At 55.9% G+C, this 21,233-nt stretch carries 20 protein-coding genes; 9 read left to right on the forward strand and 11 right to left on the reverse strand.

Annotated features, from left to right (window positions below):
- Window positions 1-225: 225 nt before the first annotated feature.
- The 7 genes from FGI04_RS19275 to glk all read left to right on the forward strand — a co-directional run bounded on the left by FGI04_RS19275 (window position 226) and on the right by glk (window position 6,972).
- Window positions 226-1,386 carry a KamA family radical SAM protein gene (locus FGI04_RS19275; RefSeq protein WP_342699127.1) on the forward strand — a complete coding sequence of 387 codons (1,161 nt, stop codon included), beginning with the start codon at window positions 226-228 and terminating at the stop codon, window positions 1,384-1,386.
- Window positions 1,387-1,420: 34 nt separating this feature from the next.
- On the forward strand, window positions 1,421-2,827 hold the full coding sequence (locus tag FGI04_RS19280) for an ATP-grasp domain-containing protein (protein WP_342699126.1): 1,407 nt from the start codon (window positions 1,421-1,423) through the stop codon (window positions 2,825-2,827).
- A gap of 45 nt (window positions 2,828-2,872) precedes the next feature.
- On the forward strand, window positions 2,873-3,613 hold the full coding sequence (locus FGI04_RS19285) for a 2OG-Fe dioxygenase family protein (RefSeq protein ID WP_407337123.1): 741 nt from the start codon (window positions 2,873-2,875) through the stop codon (window positions 3,611-3,613).
- 77 nt (window positions 3,614-3,690) lie between these two features.
- Window positions 3,691-4,965 (forward strand): MFS transporter, encoded by a 1,275-nt coding sequence (locus FGI04_RS19290; protein WP_342699124.1) that lies wholly within the window; start codon window positions 3,691-3,693, stop codon window positions 4,963-4,965.
- Between the two features lie 3 nt (window positions 4,966-4,968).
- Window positions 4,969-5,445 carry a GNAT family N-acetyltransferase gene (locus tag FGI04_RS19295; protein WP_342699123.1) on the forward strand — a complete coding sequence of 159 codons (477 nt, stop codon included), beginning with the start codon at window positions 4,969-4,971 and terminating at the stop codon, window positions 5,443-5,445.
- Window positions 5,446-5,570: 125 nt separating this feature from the next.
- A complete protein-coding gene (locus FGI04_RS19300; protein ID WP_407274951.1) occupies window positions 5,571-5,921 on the forward strand; it encodes a DUF3861 domain-containing protein in 351 nt (116 codons plus the stop codon).
- 82 nt (window positions 5,922-6,003) lie between these two features.
- Window positions 6,004-6,972 carry a glucokinase gene (gene glk / locus FGI04_RS19305; RefSeq protein WP_016941602.1) on the forward strand — a complete coding sequence of 323 codons (969 nt, stop codon included), beginning with the start codon at window positions 6,004-6,006 and terminating at the stop codon, window positions 6,970-6,972.
- Between the two features lie 97 nt (window positions 6,973-7,069).
- Here the strand turns inward: glk and FGI04_RS19310 are convergent, their stop codons facing one another.
- The 7 genes from FGI04_RS19310 to FGI04_RS19340 form a co-directional block, all read right to left on the reverse strand.
- A complete protein-coding gene (locus FGI04_RS19310; protein WP_016941601.1) occupies window positions 7,070-7,390 on the reverse strand; it encodes an NIPSNAP family protein in 321 nt (106 codons plus the stop codon).
- A 225-nt stretch (window positions 7,391-7,615) separates the two neighbouring features.
- Window positions 7,616-8,740, reverse strand: coding sequence for an alkylhydroperoxidase domain protein (locus FGI04_RS19315; RefSeq protein WP_407337124.1), 1,125 nt, complete (start codon window positions 8,738-8,740; stop codon window positions 7,616-7,618).
- Window positions 8,737-9,777: a putative FMN-dependent luciferase-like monooxygenase gene (locus FGI04_RS19320; protein ID WP_407322097.1), complete on the reverse strand. Its 1,041-nt coding sequence runs from the start codon at window positions 9,775-9,777 to the stop codon at window positions 8,737-8,739. The genes FGI04_RS19315 and FGI04_RS19320 overlap by 4 nt, the downstream gene beginning before the upstream one ends.
- A gap of 27 nt (window positions 9,778-9,804) precedes the next feature.
- Entirely contained in the window at window positions 9,805-11,448 is a 1,644-nt protein-coding gene (locus FGI04_RS19325; protein WP_407322210.1) for a dipeptide ABC transporter ATP-binding protein, read from the reverse strand.
- A complete protein-coding gene (locus FGI04_RS19330; protein ID WP_342699120.1) occupies window positions 11,445-12,305 on the reverse strand; it encodes an ABC transporter permease in 861 nt (286 codons plus the stop codon). The genes FGI04_RS19325 and FGI04_RS19330 overlap by 4 nt, the downstream gene beginning before the upstream one ends.
- A 1-nt stretch (window position 12,306) precedes the next feature.
- Window positions 12,307-13,248: an ABC transporter permease gene (locus tag FGI04_RS19335; RefSeq protein WP_038902896.1), complete on the reverse strand. Its 942-nt coding sequence runs from the start codon at window positions 13,246-13,248 to the stop codon at window positions 12,307-12,309.
- Between the two features lie 27 nt (window positions 13,249-13,275).
- Window positions 13,276-14,919, reverse strand: coding sequence for a TIGR04028 family ABC transporter substrate-binding protein (locus tag FGI04_RS19340; RefSeq protein ID WP_407340037.1), 1,644 nt, complete (start codon window positions 14,917-14,919; stop codon window positions 13,276-13,278).
- A gap of 330 nt (window positions 14,920-15,249) precedes the next feature.
- On the opposite strand from FGI04_RS19340, the gene FGI04_RS19345 reads away from it, so the two are divergent.
- A complete protein-coding gene (locus tag FGI04_RS19345; protein ID WP_023638574.1) occupies window positions 15,250-15,501 on the forward strand; it encodes a YdgH/BhsA/McbA family protein in 252 nt (83 codons plus the stop codon).
- A 212-nt stretch (window positions 15,502-15,713) separates the two neighbouring features.
- Here the strand turns inward: FGI04_RS19345 and FGI04_RS19350 are convergent, their stop codons facing one another.
- Window positions 15,714-16,970 (reverse strand): valine--pyruvate transaminase, encoded by a 1,257-nt coding sequence (locus FGI04_RS19350; RefSeq protein WP_407274274.1) that lies wholly within the window; start codon window positions 16,968-16,970, stop codon window positions 15,714-15,716.
- 393 nt (window positions 16,971-17,363) lie between these two features.
- Between FGI04_RS19350 and FGI04_RS19355 the strand changes: the two genes are divergently transcribed.
- On the forward strand, window positions 17,364-18,572 hold the full coding sequence (locus FGI04_RS19355; protein WP_342699117.1) for an aldose 1-epimerase family protein: 1,209 nt from the start codon (window positions 17,364-17,366) through the stop codon (window positions 18,570-18,572).
- 67 nt (window positions 18,573-18,639) lie between these two features.
- Here the strand turns inward: FGI04_RS19355 and ghrB are convergent, their stop codons facing one another.
- The 3 genes from ghrB to FGI04_RS19370 form a co-directional block, all read right to left on the reverse strand.
- On the reverse strand, window positions 18,640-19,602 hold the full coding sequence (gene ghrB / locus FGI04_RS19360; RefSeq protein WP_407337125.1) for a glyoxylate/hydroxypyruvate reductase GhrB: 963 nt from the start codon (window positions 19,600-19,602) through the stop codon (window positions 18,640-18,642).
- Window positions 19,603-20,103: 501 nt separating this feature from the next.
- A complete protein-coding gene (locus FGI04_RS19365) occupies window positions 20,104-20,559 on the reverse strand; it encodes an N-acetyltransferase (RefSeq protein WP_342699116.1) in 456 nt (151 codons plus the stop codon).
- Window positions 20,556-21,116 (reverse strand): DNA-3-methyladenine glycosylase I, encoded by a 561-nt coding sequence (locus tag FGI04_RS19370; protein ID WP_407322093.1) that lies wholly within the window; start codon window positions 21,114-21,116, stop codon window positions 20,556-20,558. The genes FGI04_RS19365 and FGI04_RS19370 overlap by 4 nt, the downstream gene beginning before the upstream one ends.
- Between the last annotated feature and the right edge of the window lie 117 nt (window positions 21,117-21,233).

A 21,233-nucleotide genomic window follows, 5' to 3' on the forward strand; every position in this document is an offset into this window, starting at 1 on the left:
TAACGAGTACAACAGGGAGCCAGGATATCAAGGTGATGTGTCATCTGTCTGATATCATTATTTCTTTTTAGAGAAGATCTTTTTATCGTTTCACGTTAGTCGTTTGCTTATTGCAGACTGACATGATGCGGTTATTTATAAGTTGGTTTTCTCTGTGATGGAAATAATGGTTCGCAGCCTGATGTGGTGTTGTATCTCTATAAATACGGTAAACACGGAGGCAATATGGATATATCGGTAACCGAACTGGCGTTATTCCCGGCAGAAGGGCGTTCCGGGTGGGCAGACTGGCGTTGGCAGCAGAAAAATGCCATTCGTGATGAACCGGCATTACGGGCAGCCTGTGGCGGCTGGAGTGATGAAATCGCACAGCGAATTATCCATAATCTTGCCAGTCGTAAGATGCAGATCACGCCGTATTATGCCAACCTGATAAAAGAAGCCGGGTATAAGAATATTGTCGACAACCCGTTGTGGCGCCAGGTGGTGCCGTTCTGGCTCGATGATGGCGCGACCGGTTACGACGGTGAATCAGAAAACTGGGAGCTGTCGCATGAAATGAAAACACCGATTTGTCAGCATAAATATGACAATCGGGTCATTCTGCGGATGGTGAATACCTGTAATTCCTACTGCCAGTTCTGCTTTGAAGCACTGCGGACGTTAAAGGTCGATTCGGAAAAAGAAAATGCCGGAAGAAAAGCCTTTCAGGATTCGTTGAATTATATCCGTAATACCCCAGGCGTAGAGGAGGTTATTCTCAGTGGCGGCGATCCGATGATGCTGACGGACGCGAAACTGGATGAATGTCTGGGGGCAATCCGTAATATCCGTGATTCCCTGTTGATCCGTATTCATTCCCGCTCGTTGACCTTTAATCCTTATCGTATTACCGACACGTTACTGGATATTCTGCGTCGTCATCGCGTCAATGCCTTTGGGGTGCATGTGTGCCATCCGCTGGAATTAAGCGATACCTTTCGTGATGCGGTAAAACGTATTCAGCAAGTCGTGCCGATTGTGTTTTCCAATATGCCGCTACTGCGTGGTGTCAATGACAATGAAGACACGCTCAGGCAGTTGTTTATTGAATTATATCGTATGGGGGTGAAGCCCTATTATTTATATCATTTCATGCCTTTTTCTCCGGGTGCCTCGGAATATAAAGCATCGATCCGCGATGCGATTGCCATCATGAACCGGTTGAAACGTCGGGTATCCAATATTGCGTTGCCGGAATATGTGCTGCCCCATGCGAAAGGGAAGTTCACCGTCCCATTGCTGAGCAGTGCGCAAGACATGCCGCAGTTTGAAGACATCAATGGCGAGCGCTTTTACCGTTTCACCAACTGGCAGGGCGATGTTTGTCGCTGGCAGGACAGTTAAACGGTATCACGTGGTGACACAAGGAGAAAAAGGTATGAAACCCGAAGCCATCTTATTTGTGGATGTGAATGATACCGCGGTGCCGGTCTATACCTACCGTGAGCCGCACTTTGCGGCAGCGCGCCGTCGGGGGCTGTTGTGCCTGACGGCGGCATGGACCGGTCACCGGCAGCGACAGCGGCTGGAAGCAGACAGCGATGACGTGTTCTGGCTGCCGACGCTGTCGGTGGCTTCGCTGGATGCGCTGCTGCAACAACTGGCGGAGCGTTATCAGGTGCGGGCAGTCTTGTGCCATGCCGGGCACGCCTCGCCGCTTGGGCAGATGGGGTGTCTGGTGGCGGAGCTGTGCCAGCGTCATGGCCTGGTTTACAGCACGGCACAAGCGGTGGAGCAGTGTAATAACAAGTTCCTGATGCGACAGGCGCTGGAGCGGGCCGGTGTCCGGTCGGTGGCGTACGCGCTGTGCCACGATGAAGCGCAATTACAGCGCGAAGCCGAGCGGGTGGGCTACCCGCTGATTGCGAAACCGCCCTACGGGGCGGCTTCCGCGTTTATTCGTAAATGCGTCGACTGGCCGCAGTTGCAGGCGTACTACCACCAGTTTATCGAACAGTATGATCGGGCTTCAGTAGCCAGTTTTTACGGTGAATCATGCCATTTTACCGACCTTGACGGACATTCACACCACTATGTACCAGGCCGTTCCGTGCTGCTGGAATCCTATATTGACGGCATTGAAGGGAGTGTGGAGTGCGTGGCAACATCGCAGGCGGTTTTCCCGGTGCTGATTAACGAAAAATTGCTACTGACCACGCAGGGCACGACCGTGCTGGAAAATCTGCTGATTACACCGCCGGTGGCTTTCTCTGCGCGTCAACAACAGCTTATTCAGGACTATGCCGTTGCCTGTTTGCAGGCGTTGGGGCTGACCTACGCAGTGGCACACGTCGAATTTCGGATGACGGCGTCGGGGCCGGTGGTTATTGAGGTCAATCCGCGTCTGGGTGGGTTGTATGTGAACGCGGCGTTTCAGGATATCGCCGGGCTGGACCCGTACGATCTGTACCTGTCTTTATTACTGGCGGATAACGGGGTAGAGACATCGCTACAGATGGCCTGTGAGCGAGTTTCCAGCAACGCTCAGCACTATTCCATGTTTGCGATTTATCCTCCCACCAGTGGCTATTTCAACGGTTTTCACGGCCTGTCGTGGGTGGAGCGCCACCCGGCTGTGCTGGCGTTTGGCCATTATCCGGTGGGGCATTACGTGGATGCGGATATCGAAGAACATTACCTGTTCAAAGGATGGGCTCGGGTTGCATCAGCACAGGATGCGCAGGCGTTGTACGAGACGCTGCAACACCATCTTCGCCCGATGATAGGCCCAACACTGAGTGACATCGACAGCGGCGTGTCGCCTGCCACCGTCGCTGTGCGCTAAATCAGGAAACCCACCATGTATATAAACAGGCTGAATATAAACAGCATGAATGCAAACAGGTTCAATGTTGGCGGTATGGCAGACGGCATTACCGAACAGCTCAGGCAACAGGGGTATTGTCATCTTCACGCCAGCCAGGAATGGATTGCCGTAGAGCCCGAAGAAGAACAGAGCTTCAAAGCCTACTGGGATAATTTGGTCGAGGATGAAAATTTTAAAAATTATACCCGCCGCGAACGGCGGATTCTGCGGTTTTTCTACCATCCTGACCGCTCGCTGCAACTGAACACGGATGCGGATTATTGCTCTACGGTTACCTACAACATTGATTACAAAGCGGGGCCAAACCGCCTGCAGTATGCCGAAGCGGGTTTTATCCACCATCCGTTACTACAACGCATCGTAGCAACTGATATGGCGATGATACGCCCGTGGCTGGCCGCCGATCAGTCGTATGCTATCGACATCCATCAGTTCCGGGTCAGGGCGGAAAAAGGCAACAGCAGCCCGACCACGTCCGGTATCCATCAGGATGGGATGGCGTGGATCTGTATGCACTTTATCCAGAGTAAGGGGACGCAGCCGGTGGTGTCCGAAATTTTCACCACCGCCGAGGAACATGATCCGCCATTGCTGGCAACGGCAATGAGCCGGTTCCTGGAGACCCTGATTGTGGATGATAAAGCGTTATATCACCGTGCCGGACCGGTTTGCCCGGTCGCAGAGGCGGCGTCAGCTTACCGGGATTTGTTGTTGGTGACGTTCCGGCCGATACAGGAGCGCTAGCAGACGAGACAGCCGGTAATACAGCAGACACTCATTACAACAGGGAACATCACAGGGAAAACAAAGGGTAATCCGTCATGGCTGAGCATCATGATATAGACATCGGGCAATCCCGGCGTAACGCCGGGTTGATTATCGCGGCGCGTTTTATTTCCGATTTTGGCGCCTTCCTGAACATGGTGGCGTTGTCCACCTACGTTTATCTGCTGAGCAACAGTGTGGTAAACGTCAGTATTTTTCTGGCTTGTCGGGTGGCGGGAGGGTTGCTGGCAAGTCTTGTTGGTACGCCGTTTTTTCGACGTTTTCAGGGACGTTCATCGCTGGTGGGGTTTGACCTGCTGCGAGCGGCGTTACTTTCGCTATTGCTGGTGTTGCCGCCCGCGTGGCAACTGCCGTTATTACCGGTGATCGCGCTTGGGGTCGGGGTGGGGAATGCCATGTTTGCGATTGGGCTCAACAGCCAGTTGCCTTACTGGGTGGAGCACAGCCTGCGGCTGACCACCAATGCCTGGCTGACCTCGGTGGCAGCCAGTGGCGCGGTATTAGGTAGTTTGGTGTCGGGCCTGTTGGTCGCCGGTTTTGGCTACCCGGTGGTCTTTATGCTGAATGTCGCCACTTATCTGGTCGCCGCGCTGTTGATTCTGCCGTTACGCATGGTTGAAACACCGCAGCCCCGGGCGAGCCAGCGCGATCGGTTCAACGAATGGCGGCAATTGCGGGAAGGGTTGCGTGGTGCGCCGATGCTGGCAGGCATGCTGATCGTCAGTATGGCGGATACGCTTGGCAGTGCGGCGCATAACGTGGGCTTTCCGGTCTTGTCCGCATTGATCTCGCCCGACAGCGCCAGTAAGACCATGGGCCTGATGCTGGCGTTGTGGGCGGTGGGTAAATTCGCGGGGGCGCGGGGGAGCGGCTTTTTGCTCCGGCAAGGGCCGCAGCGGACAGTGGAACGGGCCTTTTTTATCGGGGTGGCGTTGATGTCCACCGGCTTTATTCTGACCTTCCAGCAAACCGGGCTGGCGTGGCTGTTGGTGTGTGTGGTGTGGGCGGGTATTGGCGACGGTGTGGCGGAAGTTAGCCTGATTTCCCGTGCGCAAAGCGAGCCGGAATCCCTGCGGTTACCTATTTTTAGCCTGCTGACGTTGATGCAGATGACCGGGTTCGGTATCGGCATGCTGCTGGTGGCACCATTCTATGTATGGTGGACGCCTGCGGCGGTGATTGTGCTGTTCCACGGTTTGCCGCTGACCATGTTGCTGGTGGTGCAAGTATGGGTCTACCGTTATGGTCAGCGTTGTGCAGCAAGGCGTTCTGGTGAGATGATGAATTCTCATCACGGCCAGAAGGAGTAAGCAGTGTCAGCACAATGGGAACAAGAGAGCTATCAGGTTTCGACGGATCCGCGGCGGCTTGACCTGGATATCATTCATGGTTACCTCACCACCTCCAGTTGGGCCGCGGGTATCGACCGGGAAACGGTCGCGCTGTCTGTCGCCAACAGCTTGTGTTTTGGGTTGTACCATCAGGCGCGTCAGATTGGTTTTGCCCGTATGGTGACGGACTTCGCCACGTTCGGTTATCTGTGTGATGTCTTTGTCTTACCTGCACATCAGGGGGCTGGATTAGGGCGTTTTCTGGTGGAGTGCACCATCAGGCACCCGCGGCTGCAACGCCTGCGTCGTCAGTTGCTGCTGACCTCCACCGCGCCGTGGCTGTACCAGAAAATCGGATACGAGCCTATCAATCGTCAGGACTATGCCTGGACGTTTGTTCGTAAGGATATTTACCAGCCGGGCGCGCAAAGTACGGATACCCTAAATACTGAGACGTGACTGGTGTCCGTCAGGTATTAGTCCAACGCGACCAGATTCGCCTTCATTTTCTGCAATACACCTTTTTTCGTGAGTGCGTCGCTCTCCTGTAGCCGCAAGGATAAAACCTGCCTTATCACTATCGTATCACGCTGGAAAATCTCACTGATAATCGCGACGATAAGCCACAAAATCGTTCACTGACGTTTGACGCCACCAACCATGACGATATTCTGGAAATTATTGAGAAAGTTCGGTTAAAAGGGATCTTACCGGACTTGGACGTCGCCGCGTTTTGCACAGGTCTAAAGCTATTTGGCGAAGTGATGATGGTCCACCGCAGAGAGGCGCTGTTTCGTGACCTGATCCCCGCTTTTCGGGATTTTATGCTGCGGCTGAAACGGGGGAAACGGCCTGATTTATCGGATTACGTTTCCCCGATGACATGGATGACCAGTGAAGATGAGCGAGATTCGGTGTGCTTGTTATTCGCGTAGCCTTGCTATTCGCGTAGCGGCGCACAGCTTTCTCTGTGTGCCCGGGCACGCATGGTGACATTTCAATGGGAGAACGTAATTTATGCATCAGTATGCGCTGGTAGGTGATGTCGGTGGCACCAACGCCCGTCTCGCCTTGTGTGAACTGGCGAATGGGCATCTGTCGCACAGCAAACAATACGCGGTTCAGGAACACGATAGTCTGGAAGAGGCGATTCGTTTGTTTTTGACAGAACACGCGGATCTCACCATCAAAGCGGCCTGCATCGCTATCGCCTGCCCGGTGACCGGCGACTGGGTGTCGATGACTAATCACCATTGGGCGTTTTCCATTTCGGCGATGCAGCAGAATCTGGGGTTTGATCGCCTGGCCGTGATCAACGATTTCACCGCCGTCAGCATGGCGGTTCCGGTATTGACGCCAGAAGATGTGATTCAACTGGGGGGCGAGGCACCCGTGGCAGGCAAGCCGGTGGCGGTGTACGGTGCCGGGACCGGGCTGGGTGTGGCGCATCTGCTGCCGGTTGACGGGAAATGGCTGAGCCTGCCGGGTGAAGGCGGCCACGTCGATTTCGCGCCAAATAGCGAAGAAGAGGACATCCTGTTGCAGGTGTTGCGTCAGGAGTTAGGGCATGTTTCCGCTGAGCGTGTGCTGTCCGGGCCGGGTCTGATGAATATTTACCGCGCGATCGTTAAAGCAGATGATCGGGTGCCGGAAGCGCTGACACCGCAGATAGTGTCTGAACGCGCGCTGGCGCACAGCGATGTCGACTGTTTGCGGGCGTTGTCGTTATTTTGCGTACTGATGGGGCGTTTTGGCGGCAATCTGGCGCTGAATCTTGGCACGTTTGGCGGCGTCTATATCGCAGGCGGGATTGTGCCGCGTTTTCTTGAGTTCTTCCGTAACTCCGGTTTTCGCAGCGCTTTTGAAGATAAAGGCCGTTTTCGTGATTATCTGGCCGATATTCCGGTGTTTATGATAACGCACCCGCAGCCGGGGCTACTGGGTGCCGGGGCGTACCTGCGTCAGGCACTGGGGCAGACGCTGTAACCCGCGTTATCCGCCCGACCCTGTTTCACCGGTGGTCAGTCCGTCAGGTAACCCACAGGTTGCCTGACGGCAGGTATTTCCCAGAATGGGGTTAGCGTTATTGCAGCGGTGAGGCGGGTAAGGCAACGAGTTGCGTTTCCTCCACATTTTCGATCATCGCCATCTCAAATCCCGCCATATCGGCATGAAATGCATCGCTGGACATGTAAGCGAGCGTCGTTGCCTGAATGTCCACGCCATCAGCATAACTCACCAGTGCCACTACCTGGCGGTCATTCTCCTGCGGGCGAAAAACACCGTGCGTTGCGATATGGAACAATTTCAGGCTCTCAATGTGACGATACCAGATTTCAGCGTATTGGCTGGCCGCTGCCGCCGTTTTCAATGTGTAGGTTCTTAACTGAAAGACAGACATCATGACATCTCCTGGGTGTGTGGTGAGTCCGGAGTATTGATGATCTGATGTGCGGAGAATGACGCCATTTGTGCGGGCGAGATGAGCCGAAAGTGAAAAACGCACGCAATGCACCTTGTTTGCTCTTAGGGATAATCCAGAACAAACAAGGTCAGGCATGGTGAACGGCATTCTTGTGAACAGTACTGTCGTGAACGGTTATTGCTGTGGACGGTACTGCTGATGTCGTCAGCCCCGGTTTCCCGGCCAGAACGGCTCGCCCAGCGTCAGCATCAACCGGTTGGCCCAGGCAAAAAACGCGGTGGACTGAATCAGGTCGAGAATCTCCAGCGTGTCCAACCCTTGTTCACGCAGGCGTGCCAGATCCTGTGCGTTGGCCTGCGATGGCGTGGTGGATAGCCGGGCGGCGAAGGTGATGATCGCCTGCCAGCGGGGGTTCTGTCCGGCGGCAAGATCTTCCCCCGGTGGTACATCAAGCAGGAGCTGTACGGCGTCATGCTGCTTCGACAATTGGCTGGCCTTACGGGCGTGTACCGAGGCGCAATAAATACAGCCGTTTACCTTGCTGACGACGGCGGCAGCCAGTTCCCGGTCCTGACGCGGTAGTCCACCGGACGTATAGAAGATGCCCTTGTCGGTAAGTGTGCGTTGCTCCAGCACCGGCAGATTACGGCCCAGCAAGCGGAAGTAGTCGGAATCGGTATGACCGAAACGCGCCAGAATGGCTTGCTCATCCGGGGTAAATTCCGCCAGCGGTTTGGCCGGGAGCCACGGTTCCCAGCCGAGTTCGCCCTGTGTAAACGCATTCGGAGCGGTTTTGCCGCTATTGGTCAGCGCTTGGGTATGCCAGTGACCGGCGACGGCGGCGGGTACAACGGGTGCCCGTTCTTCGGCGTGACCGGCCAGTAGTCGATAGCCGTACAGTAAGCGGCTTTGAAAACTGACAAACGCGACCAGTTGCGACAGGGTGACGATATCGTCTACTGCCCAACCCGCTTGTTGCAGCGCCTGCAAGAATTCCGGTTGGGCGGCGATGGGCTGTAATGCCAGACGTTTGGCCTGTTCCAGTGCCAGGTCCAGTGCTACGCCGGGCGTCGGGGCCGGAAAATCCGCCAGCCGTTGGGCATAAAAGTGCTGTAAACGGGCGTTCTGATGCCAGTCGCTGACCTTTTCGGCGATGAAAAAGCGCAATGCCAGCGGTAACGTGTCGCTTGTCGTCTGGCTGAACAGCGCGTCGTAGCTGCCTTGCGTATGCCGGGTGGCGGCATCACGCGTCGCTCTGGCCTGCGCCAGCGGCGAGTGTGGGGCAATTTCCGAAAGCGTATCCAATATATCGAATGTTGACTGTGTCATGCGACCTCCTGCCCGACCGGGCGGGTTTGTTTGTCTTTTACCGGCGACCAGCCCAGTGCGGGGGCAACCCGAGTGGCGATCAGCTCCAGCGAGCGCAGAATATGGGCGTGTGGTGGGTCGATAGAATGTACCTGAAACGCCAGATCAGTGGTCCGCGCCAGCGAACTGTCAGCCTGTAGTGAGGCGATGACGTCTTCCGGTGTGCCAACGTGGCTGTCGAACGAGGCGATCAGTTCCTCTACCGAGCCGTTGCGTGCCGGACGGCCCAACTGAGCCAGGCGGGCGGCGGAACGTTGCAGCCCGGTTTGCGCCAGTTGCAACGCCAGCGCCCGGTCATCGGCGACGAACACACTACGCGAACCCATGATGCGCGGTGTGACGCCGGACGGCAGCGCCTCCAGATAGGCGTCGATCATCGGGTTTTGCAGGTCGGCCAGCGTGGCATCCGGGAAAGCCTCCGGGCGCGGTTGGGTACGGGACAGCATCAGCCCATCGCCCGCGCGACCGGCGCGGATAGCGCCTTCCACAGAAAACGTAGCCTGCCATACACGGCGATTGAGATGCGGGGCTGCCGGATAAAGCTGATTACCGTCAGCGCTCAGCGGCTCGCCCGCCCAGGCGGCGCGTACCTGTGCCAGGTAGCGGCCCAGAATCTCGCCGCGCTGTTCGCTGTTGTGGCCGAACGCCGCGAACGATGACGGCGTGCCGCCGGAGCCGATGCCGACTTCCAACCGACCGTGACTGAGCAGGTCAAGTACGGCGGTATCTTCTGCCACCCGCAACGGGTGTTCCATCGGCAGGGTAATCACTCCGGTACCAAGCCGAATGCGTTGGGTTTGCGCGGCGACTTGCGCCAGAAACACCAACGGTGACGGCAGGCCGCCTTCGTCGGCGTGAAAGTGATGCTGTGCCACCCAGGCACTGTCGAAGCCCAGTTGCTCAGCGTTGATGATTTGTTCGGCGGCTAAGCGGTAACGTTGCCCGGCGGGCACGTCATCCAGCAAGCGGGTGAAAAACCCCAGACGTTTTTGAGTCATGATTAAATCCTTGGTGTAGTGTGTCCCTTAAGAGACGTGGTGCTGACCGGGAATCGCATCGATCAGTTCCTGGGTATAACGTTCAGCCGGTTGGGCAAAAATGCGATCTACTGGCCCGGACTCCACCTGTTTGCCGTGGTACAGCACGGAAACGGTATCGGCTATCTGCCGTACCACGGCGAGGTCGTGAGAAATAAACAGGTAGGTCAGCCCCAGCGAGGCTTGTAACTCGTTCAACAGGCGCAGGATTTGCGCTTGTACGGTGACATCCAGCGCGGAGACCGCTTCGTCCAGCACCAGCACTTTTGGCTCCAGCACCAGCGCGCGAGCGATGGCGACCCGCTGACGTTGGCCGCCGGACAGTTCTGCCGGACGACGTTGCAGTAGCGAGGCAGGCAGCGCCACCCGCTCGAACATCTCATGAACCCGGCTGGCCCGTTCTGTGCGAGAGTGGCGGTTAAAGTTGCGCAGCGGTTCCTCCACGATATCGAATAACCGCTGCGACGGGTCGAGTGAGCTAAACGGATTTTGATAAACCAACTGAATGGTCTGACGGAACTGACGTAGCGCTTCGCCGCGCAGTTGCGTCATGTCGGTGCCGTCGATCAGAATGCGGCCGGCCGTTGGGCGCTGGAAGCCAAGAATCAGGCGCGCGGTAGTGGTCTTGCCGGAGCCGGACTCGCCGACAATGGCGTGTGTGGTGCCAGGGGTTACGCTAAAGGACACCGTATCCACCGCCCTAAATCGCTGCTTATGGTCGCCCGCCAGTGGGAATTCCTGTACTAACTGTTCCACCTGTACCATCGGCTGACCGGCGGCAGGCCGGTTCACCGACACACGTGATGGACGGTGAGTCAGCGAGGGGATGTTGGCCAACAGGGTGCGGGCGTACTGGCTTTGCGGCGCACTCAGCACCTGTCGGGCTGGCCCCTGCTCCTGAATATAACCTTTCTGGAACACTAGCAGGCGGTCGGCACGCTCGGCCGCCACCCGGAGATCGTGGGTGACGAACAAAATGGCGGTGTTGTTCTCCCGGCGCAGTTCGTCCAGCAGGTCGAGAATGCGTTTTTGCACCGTGACATCCAGCGCGCTGGTGGGTTCGTCGGCGATGATCAATGCCGGTTTTAAGGCGATGGCGATAGCGATCAGCACCCGCTGTTTCATGCCCCCGGAGAGCTCGTGCGGGTACTGGCTGGCGCGCAGCTCCGGCCTGGTCAGCCCGACGCGCGTTAACAGTGTCAGCGTTTGCTGGCGCAGGCTATGGCGATCGCTTTTTTGGTGTAGCCGCAACATCTCGTCCACCTGATCGCCGATGGTTTTTACCGGGTTGAGTGAACTGCCAGGGTCTTGCGGCACCAGGCTGACCACCCGGCCACGAATGCTGTCCAGTCGTGACGGCGACCACCGGCTAATCTCGGTGCCGTTAAGGCGAATGGCTCCACGAGTCAGGCGACCGTTGTGTGCCAGCAGGCCGATCACCGCTTGTGCCGTGGTGGTTTTGCCGGAACCGGACTCTCCTACCAGCGCCACCACTTCGCCGGGCTGAATGACGAAGGACACCCCTTCTACGACCGTGCGTTCACCGTCGTCATCACGGTAGGCGATAGCGACGTCTTCCAGCTCCAGCACCGGTGTGGCCGGGTTGTGTTGTAAACTGAGCGGCAGGCTCATCGCGTTGGCCTCCGAATAGACTGGCTGATGCGATTGGTCGCCAGCACCACCGCGACCACCAGCAGGCCGGGGAAGGTGGTCAGCCACCAGGCGGTGGCCAGATAATTACGGCCTTCGGCGATGAGCAATCCCCATTCCGGCGTTGGCGGTGGTGCGCCGTAGCCGAGAAAACTCAGCGTGGCGAGTGCCAGAATCGCGCTGCCGAATTGCAATGCGGCGAATGCCAGTACGCTGGTGAGCGAGTTAGGCAGAATGTGGCGCCACAGCACGCCAAAGAAGGTGCCGCCGCTACCAAACGCCGCTTCAACATAATCGCTGTGGCGTACGCGCAGCACTTCCGCACGCACCAGCCGGGTAAAATTCGCCACCGACGTCACGCCCACCGCGATAGCCGCATTCAGATTGCCGAACCCCAGCAGGATGATGACGCTCAGCGCCAGCAGCAAACCGGGAATAGCCAGTAGCACATCGACGCTGCGCATCACCACGGTATCCAGCTTTCCACCTACCGCGCCTGCCAGCAGCCCCAGCAGGCTGCCGAGTACCAAACCCAGTGATACGGCCACTACCGCGCCGGAGAGTGAGTGCGCCGCCCCATAGACGATGCGGGTGTAGAGGTCTCGCCCCAGTTGGTCGGTACCTAGCAGGTACGCCCCACCCGGTGCCAGCCGTTGTGCGCCCGGCACACCCTCAATCGGTGATGCATGGGTAAACAGGCCGGGGAACAGTGCCCACAGTGCCACGGTCAGTAGCACCAGCCAGGCAAGCACCAGACCGGGCTGCGTGGCATAACGGCGTAGACGTGGTGTTTTGCGCAGCAGCGGAAAGGTGATTTTTTCCAGTTGAATGCTCGCCATATCACACCTCCAATGCGGTTTTCAGCCGCGGATCAAGCAACGGGTAGAGCAGGTCGACCAGCAGGTTGACGACCACAAAGGCGGTGGCGGAAATCAGCACGATGGCCTGCAACACGCTGGCGTCCTGTGTGTTGACCGCTTCCTGCGTTAACTGCCCCAGTCCGCTGCGGCCAAATACGGTTTCAGTGATGAGTGCACCAGCGATTAATTCGCCCAGTAGCAGACCTGCCAGCGTCAGCGCAGGCAGCACGGCGTTGCGCGCCACATGACGCCATAACACACTCTGGCGGCTCAGGCCTTTGGCGCGCGCCACCGCCACGAACGGTTGTGCCAGTACCTGATCGATGCTGCGCATCAATACTTGAGCAATCGGGGCGGCAATCGGTACGGAAAGTGTCAGGACTGGCAAAACCAGTCCTTCCCATTCGCCGGGGTTGATCACCGAAATCCAGCCCAGCCGGAAGGAAAACACCTGAATCAATACGATGCCGAGCCAAAACGTGGGGATGGATATCAGCAGCGACGGTACAGACTGAAAGAGCTGGCGCAGCCAGGCGAATGGCGCCAGCGCCGAGAGAAACGCCAGCGTGATCGCCAGCAGCAACGCCGCACCGAACCCCAGCACCGCCAACAGCAAGGTGGGGGGCAGGTTGGTTGCCAGTAAGTCGCTGACGGGCAACCCGGCCTGCAGTGACAGCCCAAAGTCGCCGTGCAGCAGGCGTGACAGTGACGCTGCATATTGGGTCAGCAACGGCACGTCGGCACCGTAGGCCAGCCGCAATTGTGCGATTTGGCTGGCGCTGAGCCCCAGCTCCGGGTTCATGAATTTGATCAGCACCGCATCACCCGGCAGTGCCTGTAGCAGCATGAACGACAAGGTAAATGCTGCCCACAGCACCAGCAGTGCATGTCCGAGGCGTGTCGCCAGATACGCTATGCGCATGTTTTGCCCTCCGTCGCTGATGCCCGGTTACTTATCCAGCCAGGTGTTGTAGAAACTGGGGCGGCCCACCGCCTCAAAGCCTATGCCTTTCGTGCTGGCGCGACCGGCGAACACCTGCGGCTCTTCAAAAATCGGAATCACGTATGCCTTATCGATCAGGTAGTTCTGTACTTCGCCGACCAGCGCCAGCCGTTTGTTGCGGTCGGTCGCGGAGGCGATGCCATCCAACAGGGTATTAAGGTGGGTGTCTTCAAAGGTTTGTACCTTGTCGCTGGCTCCGCCTTTTTGCAGCAGCACATTGCGCAAGGTGGGGTAATACTGGCTTTTCAGCACATCCGGGTCCGCTCGGCCCACCATGCCCGGCGATACGCCGGTTTTCAGTGGGTCGAGACTGTCAACGGTTTTGGTGCCCGCATCACCTGCCAGTACGTTCAATTTCACGCCCACTTTGGCCCACTGCTGCGCTACCAGTTGCAACATCTCTTTGTTCTGCGGCTGTGGCGGTGATTCGTAGGCGGTCAACACCAGCGATTGGCCGTCTTTCTGTCGGACGCCCTGTGTACCGATTTTCCAGCCCGCGTCGTCCAGCAGACGGGCGGCGGCGACCGGGTCGAACGTCAGCTTATCGGACAGGTTGATGTAACCGGCGGCGGTTTTCGCCAGTACCGACGTGGCTTGTGGGTAGTTATTGGAATACAGCGTCTGGATGATTTCTTTCGGGTTGGTGGCGTCACTCAGTGCCTGACGCACGCGGATATCCGCTACCAGCGGGTTATCCGGGCGGAAGTTGATACTGTTATTCACCCCACGGGTCGGGGCGGCGTAGATCCGAATACCCTCACTCTGCACCCGTTGTTCGTCATAGGCCTGAATTTGACGGATAAAATCCGCCTGACCGGAGACCAGTGCACCAATGCGCACACTGTCTTCCGGCGTCACCAGATAGGTGATGCCATCCAGATAAGGGCGGCCCTGATGTGCGAAACTCACCGGTGCCCAGTGGTAATCCTTACGTGCCACCAGTTTCAGTTCGCGCCCCGGTTTTTCGCTGCTGACCACAAACGGGCCGGAGCCGATGATGTGGGTCGCATCGCCCAACTGGTTGAAATTGCGGGCCAGCGTACTCAGCGACACCAGACCGGAGCCGATAGCGGAGGTGCCTTGTAGGAAACCGGGCGACGGTTTTTTGAAGTAGAACTTCACCGTCAGCGGGTCGATCACTTCGCTGCGTTGGTAGTTGTTGATGACTTCGGAAATCGGCTGGTTGAGTTCTTTGTTGCCCAGCCCGTAGGTGTCGAAATTTTTAGCGACGGCGTTGGCATCCAGCGGTGTGCCGTCAGAGAAGGTGACGCCGGGGCGTAACCGGAATGTGTATTCGGTGCTGTCGGCGTTAACGGTCCAGGAGTCTGCAATCCAGGGTTCAATGTCCAACGTTTCCGGGTTCTGATACGTCAGCTTATCGGTAATTTGGTTGAGGATACCGCCATTAGGATAAAAACCACCTGCGGGTGGATACAAGTTGGTGTGCGGTTGTTGTTCCAGATAGATCAAGGTGCCGCCGGTTTTTGGCGCAACGTCGGCAGCCACCGCCTGTGCGCCATTTCCCAGTAGTGCGAATGAAACAAGCAGACCCATTCCCCGCTTCTGTTGAGCGTTCAAGAAACCAGACATGGTTTTTTTCCTTTTAGTTATCAGAGTGATACCAGCCGCTATGCAGGTGACGTCGGGGCTGGAAAAAGGCTGTCATATGAAAGGGATACTTCCACAGGCATGGCAAAACCACAAAGTACAAAACCGGTAATCAATATCTGCTTTTGGGGTAAGTAAAGGCGGGCAGGCGAAGGGCGAACGCGATGCTTTTTTATTTCATAAAATTTGAATGATATCTACAAATAAACCCGTTTTTAACGAGCTGATAACAGGTCTATTATCACTTCCATCGAAGGCGATAACGCCTCCAGTAAAGAGCACTAACCGAATACAATGTGAAGGATATCAACCATGAACGCTATCAAAAATATTGCTGTAGTTATCGCACTGGCTACCGTTTCTTTCGGCTCTTTCGCCGCGACTGAAGTACAGCAGTCTGTCAGCCAGTCTGTCGGTTCTGTTAGCGCCACGGCGAATACGCTGGACGGCCTGCAGGCTAAGCTGTCTGAAAAAGCGGATGCCGCCGGTGCCAAATCGTTCCGCATCATCTCTGCCACCAGCAGCGATAACCAGTTGCAAGGCGTGGCTGAGCTGTATAACTGATAACGAGGGATATCACACCGATATCACGCGTAACGAGAGCCGCCTTCGTGAACTGCACCTTACTTAGTTGGGTATCCAACTTTTGGGGGGCAGTTCATTCGGGCGGTTTTTTTGCGTGCGTGATATCACTTGCGCGTGCAGTCACACTCCAGGTAGGGGGTATGGCTGCACGCACAACACGCCCGTTTTTCGGGGATCAGATTTTTTGGGTGTCAGACGCTGCCTTCTTGTCGTGCCCGCTCCACCTCTTCGGCCAGAATAGCGACGCCTTGCTCGATTTTTTCCGGCTCCGGCACGTAGTTCATGCGCAGGCACTGGTGAGCGTGCGGCCATTCCTGTTCCAGACCGGGGAAGAAGTAATGGCCCGGCACCATCAGTACGCCGCGTTGCTTCAGCCGCTGGTACAGCACCTCGGTGGTGATGGGCAGGTCTTTGAACCATAGCCACAGGAAAATCGCGCCTTCCGGTTTGTGAATCAGACACACTTCTGGCGGCAGATAACGACGGATGATGGCGATGGTCTGCTCCACCCGCTGGCGGTAGAACGGCCTGACCACATCGTTGGACAACCTTAGCAGATCACCACGCTGGATCATCTCATGTGCCAGTGCCGGGCCGATGGAGCCGGGTGCCAGGCTGACGATACCGTTCATGTTGCCGAGCGCTTCGATCACCTGCTCAGAACCGATCACGATACCGCAGCGGGAACCGGGCAAGCCGAGCTTGGACAGGCTCATACACAGAATAATGTTCGGATTCCACAGCGGTGTGGCATCGCTGAAGATGATTCCGGGGAACGGCACGCCGTAAGCGTTGTCGATCACTAGCGGAATCTGGTGTTCACGGGCCAGTGCATCCAGATGCTGCACTTCGTCATCGGTCAGCACATTGCCGGTCGGGTTGGTCGGCCGGGAAACGCAAATCATGCCGATATCATCGGTGATGTGCAATTGCTCGAAATCAACGTGGTATTTGAATTGCCCTTCCGGTAACAGCTCAATCTGCGGGCGAACAGAGACAAACATGTCCTCATCCAGCCCGGAATCAGCATACCCGATGTACTCCGGTGCCAGCGGAAACAGCACCCGGCGACGTTGCCCCTCATCAGTACGACCGGCAAACAGATTGAACAGGTAGAAAAATGCGCTCTGGCTGCCATTAGTCAGTGCAATATTCTGTGGTCCAATCTCCCAGCCAAACTGTTCTCGCAGCAGACTGGAGAGCGAATGCAGCAACACATCTTTGCCCTGTGGGCCATCGTAGTTGCACAGCGCATCGGTCAATTTTCCTTGATCCAACAGATCGCGACACAATTGCTGAAAATAGTCGTCCATTGCTGGAATATGGGCCGGGTTGCCGCCACCGAGCATGATGGCACCTGGGGTGCGTAACCCGTCGTTCAGGTCATCCATCAGTTGGGTAATACCAGCATGGCGGGTAAATTTGTTACCAAAACGGGAAAAGTTCATAATTTGTCAATAAAGGGTGAAGCACAGGTAAACCGACACCTTAGCGCGTGCCTCGGGGTGGTGCAATCATGGTGGAAATATCATCACCTTGTTTTTATCCATATATTTTTGTTATGGCAGTTCATTCATCTGCTGAATAGGTTTCCTGCTTCAGCATATTCACGTCTGTTGGACACTAAATGCTGAACGCGCGTCAGCTTTTAACCGATCACGATCGCGTTTTTCATGCAATATCATTAGGTATTCTTAATTTAAGTGTGATTTATATTGCAAATATGTTGTGAAAAAAGAGCAGTTAACCATCTGGTGATAGCAATCACATTCTCCTGTCAGCTGGATTTGTAGTCTTTTAGCTTCACGGGCTTAATCAATTCAGCTAAAAGGATGTATGGAATGAAAAATGTACTGGCAATGAGTATCGCTTTGGCGCTGGTTTCCTGGCAGGCATCGGCTCAAACCTTTGTGCTGACAGACGTTGAAAGCAGCACCGAAAAGGGAAACTGGCAGATCAGCAGCGATGCGCTGAAGATTAAGGATCAGCACTTCAGCATCGAGCAAAAGGTACTACACGGCGGACGTCAGGAAGGCAGCAAGATTCTGACTATCACCAGTCCCAACGGGCTGCAAATTACCTTGAGTCCGACCCGCGGCATGGATTTACTGCATGTCACCGGTAAAAACATCCGGCTGGGCTGGGATTCCCCGGTGGATGAAGTGGTCAACCCGAATACGATTACACTGGAAAGCCGCAATGGACTGGGCTGGCTGGAAGGCTTCAATGAGATGATGGTGCGCTGCGGCTATGAGTGGACCGGGCATCCGGTCACCAGCGACGGCATGATCTATACCTTGCACGGCCGTGCCGGTAATACACCCGCGTCGAAAGTGCTGGTGGATGTCAGCGACAACGCGCCTTACACCATCACGGTACGTGGCTTGCTCAAGGAAAACAGCTTTAAGAAATCCAACCTCGAAACCTGGACTGAACTGCGCTACGTGCCAGGGAGCGAGTCATTTACCATTCATGACGTGCTGACCAATAAGTCAGATTACGTGCGTGATTACCAGATTATCTATCACAGCAATTTCGGTACCCCGATTCTGGAAGAAGGGGCACGTTTCCTGGCACCAGTAAAAGAAATTTCACCGTTTAATGACTACGCCAAGGCCGGTCTGAAAAGCTGGCAGACGTATAAGGGCCCGACTAAAGGCTTCGACGAAATGGTGTTCAACATGACGCCTTACGCGGATAAAGAGGGCAAAACACTGGCCGCACTGGTCAATCGTGCGGGTGATAAAGGGGTGTCCATCGCGTTTGATACCCATCAGTTGCCGTTGCTGACGCTGTGGAAAAACACCGACACCCTGAAACAAGGCTATGTCACCGGTATTGAGCCCGGTACCAGCTATGCATATCCGGTCACTATTGAACGCCAGCAAGGGCGGGTGAAGAAACTGCAACCCGGCCAAAGCACCACCTTCGAGCTGACGTACAGCTTGTTGAGCAGCCCGGCGGCAGTACAACAAACCGAACAGAAAGTGAAAGCGATTCAGGGCGACCGCACCACAACGTTGACTGAGAAACCGATCGCGGTGGAGTGATCGCTCTTCGCGTGAGAATCCTCCTTCCTGACGTCGGGAAGGAGGGATCCTCAATTAGCGTGCTGAACTACTTCAGCACGTCCGGATTGACGCAGTTCTCTTTAACGTCACCACTGAGCGCGGCTATCAGGTTATCTACCGCGCAGGCCGCCATGTTGTAGCGGGTTTCATGGGTGGCGGAGCCGATGTGCGGTAGTGCAACCACATTGGGCAGCTTCAGCAGTGGTGAGTCTACCGATAGCGGTTCTTTCTCGAACACATCCAGACCAGCGGCGTGCAGGGTGCCGTCGGTCAATGCCTCAATCAGCGCCTGCTCATCCACCACCGGGCCGCGGCCAATGTTGATCAGAATGGCGCTGGATTTCATTTTCGCCAGCTGTGCCTTGCCAATCAGATGGTGGGTTTCCGGCGTCAGCGGCAGGGTAATACACAGAAAATCCGATTCCGCCAGCAGGGTATCGAGGTCGCAGTGACGGGCGTTGAAGCGGGTTTCTGCCGCGTCATGACGGCGACGGGCGTTGTAGAGTACCGGCATGCTAAAACCGAAGTGCGCCCGCTGAGCCACCGCCAGACCGATACGCCCCATGCCCAGAATACCAATGGTTTTGTGGTGAACATCGATACCGTACCAATCTTCACCGATGTTACGCGTCCATTCACCGGCTTTCACGCGCTCGGCGGATTCCAACGCCCGGCGAGCTGTCATCAGCATCAAGGTCATGACGGTATCCGCCACCGTTTCTGTCAGGACAGTCGGCGTATGCATCAGCAACGCTTTTTTGTCATTTAACGCAGCAACGTCAATGTTGTCGTAACCCACCGACACGGTAGAAACCGCCCGTAGTTTTGGCAGGTGGGACAGGTATTCCCGGCTGACGGTGTGTCCGGCCCCAATCAACCCTTCAGCACGCGGCAGTAACGGGTGGTCGATGGGGGGCAGGCCATCAAAAACCGAAACACTAGCGTGTTGCTCCAGTTTTTGGCGTAAATCGTCAGGGATCTTTTTGTAGAGGATGACTTCAGGTTTCATCAGTTCACTCCGGCTGATTGAGGCGATTGTCTGACTAAAACGACAGTTACTTTTGAACGCAGGTCAGCCTGTTAGCTTCGCATATCAAGGGCAGGCCTTTGCCGTAATAATGCCTAAAAACGTTTGGGCGATTTAATGAAATATCATGATAAACAATCAGATGGTACTTGTTATTTCTTCCCGGAGGCACACGACCTGCTACAGGCATGATGGAGGACAGGGTGGGAGACTGCAAGTCAGGCGGCGCGCCCTCTGATGCGTCAGAAGGCGCGCTCCTGCTAAAACCCTGGTATTGGCTGAAATCAGCAGTATTGCAATTTAAGTAGCATTGCAAACAAAGATGAAAGGAGTGGCAGTCACCCATGCTTGCGGCATGAATGATATGTTATAAAGTATCATTTTGTGGGGGTAATGCAACTGTACAATAATGCAGCGACAACGAATGCAGCTATAAGCGGGTGTGTTTTTGTAGGGGCGGTTTCCCGGCGGCCTGAAACGCGGTCAGGGTGTAACGGCGGCGAGCAACGCCTGATCCTGCCAGTGCATAACCAGCAAGCGTGACTGGGTTTCATGCTGATAACTTTCCTGCACGGTCGTAAACCCTTGTTTGCGATAAAAGGCGCAGGCACGGTGGTTCTGCTGATACACCTCCAGACTGAGCACCGGGAAGCGATGCTGAATATGCTGCATCAGCGCTGCGCCCACGCCCTGACCATACAGGCTGTGGTGAACAAACAGCGCGCCGACAAAGCGCTGATCCATCACGCTGATAAAACCGCCGATGCCCTGAGCATGCTCATAAATCCAGGTTTGTGAGTGGGGGATATAATGCCCGCGAACCAGTTCTTCACTTTCCTGCCAATAGTGCGCCGGGATAAATGGGTGCGCCAGCGTGGTACTTTCCCGCCATAGTGCGACCAGCGCGTCCAGGTCTTGTGGCCGATAAGGTCGAATCACAACGCCTCCGGATGACAGCAACAGTCAGTGGTATGGTCGTTTACCAGCCCGGCAGCCTGCATAAAGGCGTAGCAGATGGTGGAGCCGATGAATGTGAAGCCGCGTTTTTTCAACGCTTTCGACATGGCATCCGACACGGCGGTTTTTGCCGGTACCTCAGCCAGCGATGTCGGGTTATTGACGACCGGCTGATGGTTAACGAAGGACCAAATAAACGTCGCAAAGTCGTCCCCTTGCTGCTGCATCGTCAGCCAGGCGCGGGCATTGCGGATAATGGCTTCAATTTTTCCGCGATGGCGGATGATGCCAGGGTCCAGTACCAGCTGGTTCACATCGTCATCGGTCATGGCCGCTACCCGGTGCGGATCAAATCCGTGGAAACAACGGCGGTAGTGCTCGCGTTTTTTTAGCACGGTTATCCACGACAACCCGGCTTGCTGGCCTTCCAGACACAGCAGTTCAAACAGCGCGCGGCTATCGGTACAGGGTTTTCCCCATTCGTTATCGTGATAATCCTGATACAGCGTATCCTGCGTGACCCAGCCACAGCGTGCCATCCTCTTCTCCTTACTCCCAGTAGTTATTTGCCGACGAGTGTTATTTAGCAACATTGTTAGCGGCATTGTTATTCACCCGCGTTGTTGGTATTGATGATGGTCGATTTCAGCGCACCA

It is taken from the genome of Dickeya ananatis, from assembly GCF_019464615.1.
GTDB classification, from domain to species: Bacteria; Pseudomonadota; Gammaproteobacteria; order Enterobacterales; family Enterobacteriaceae; genus Dickeya; species Dickeya oryzae.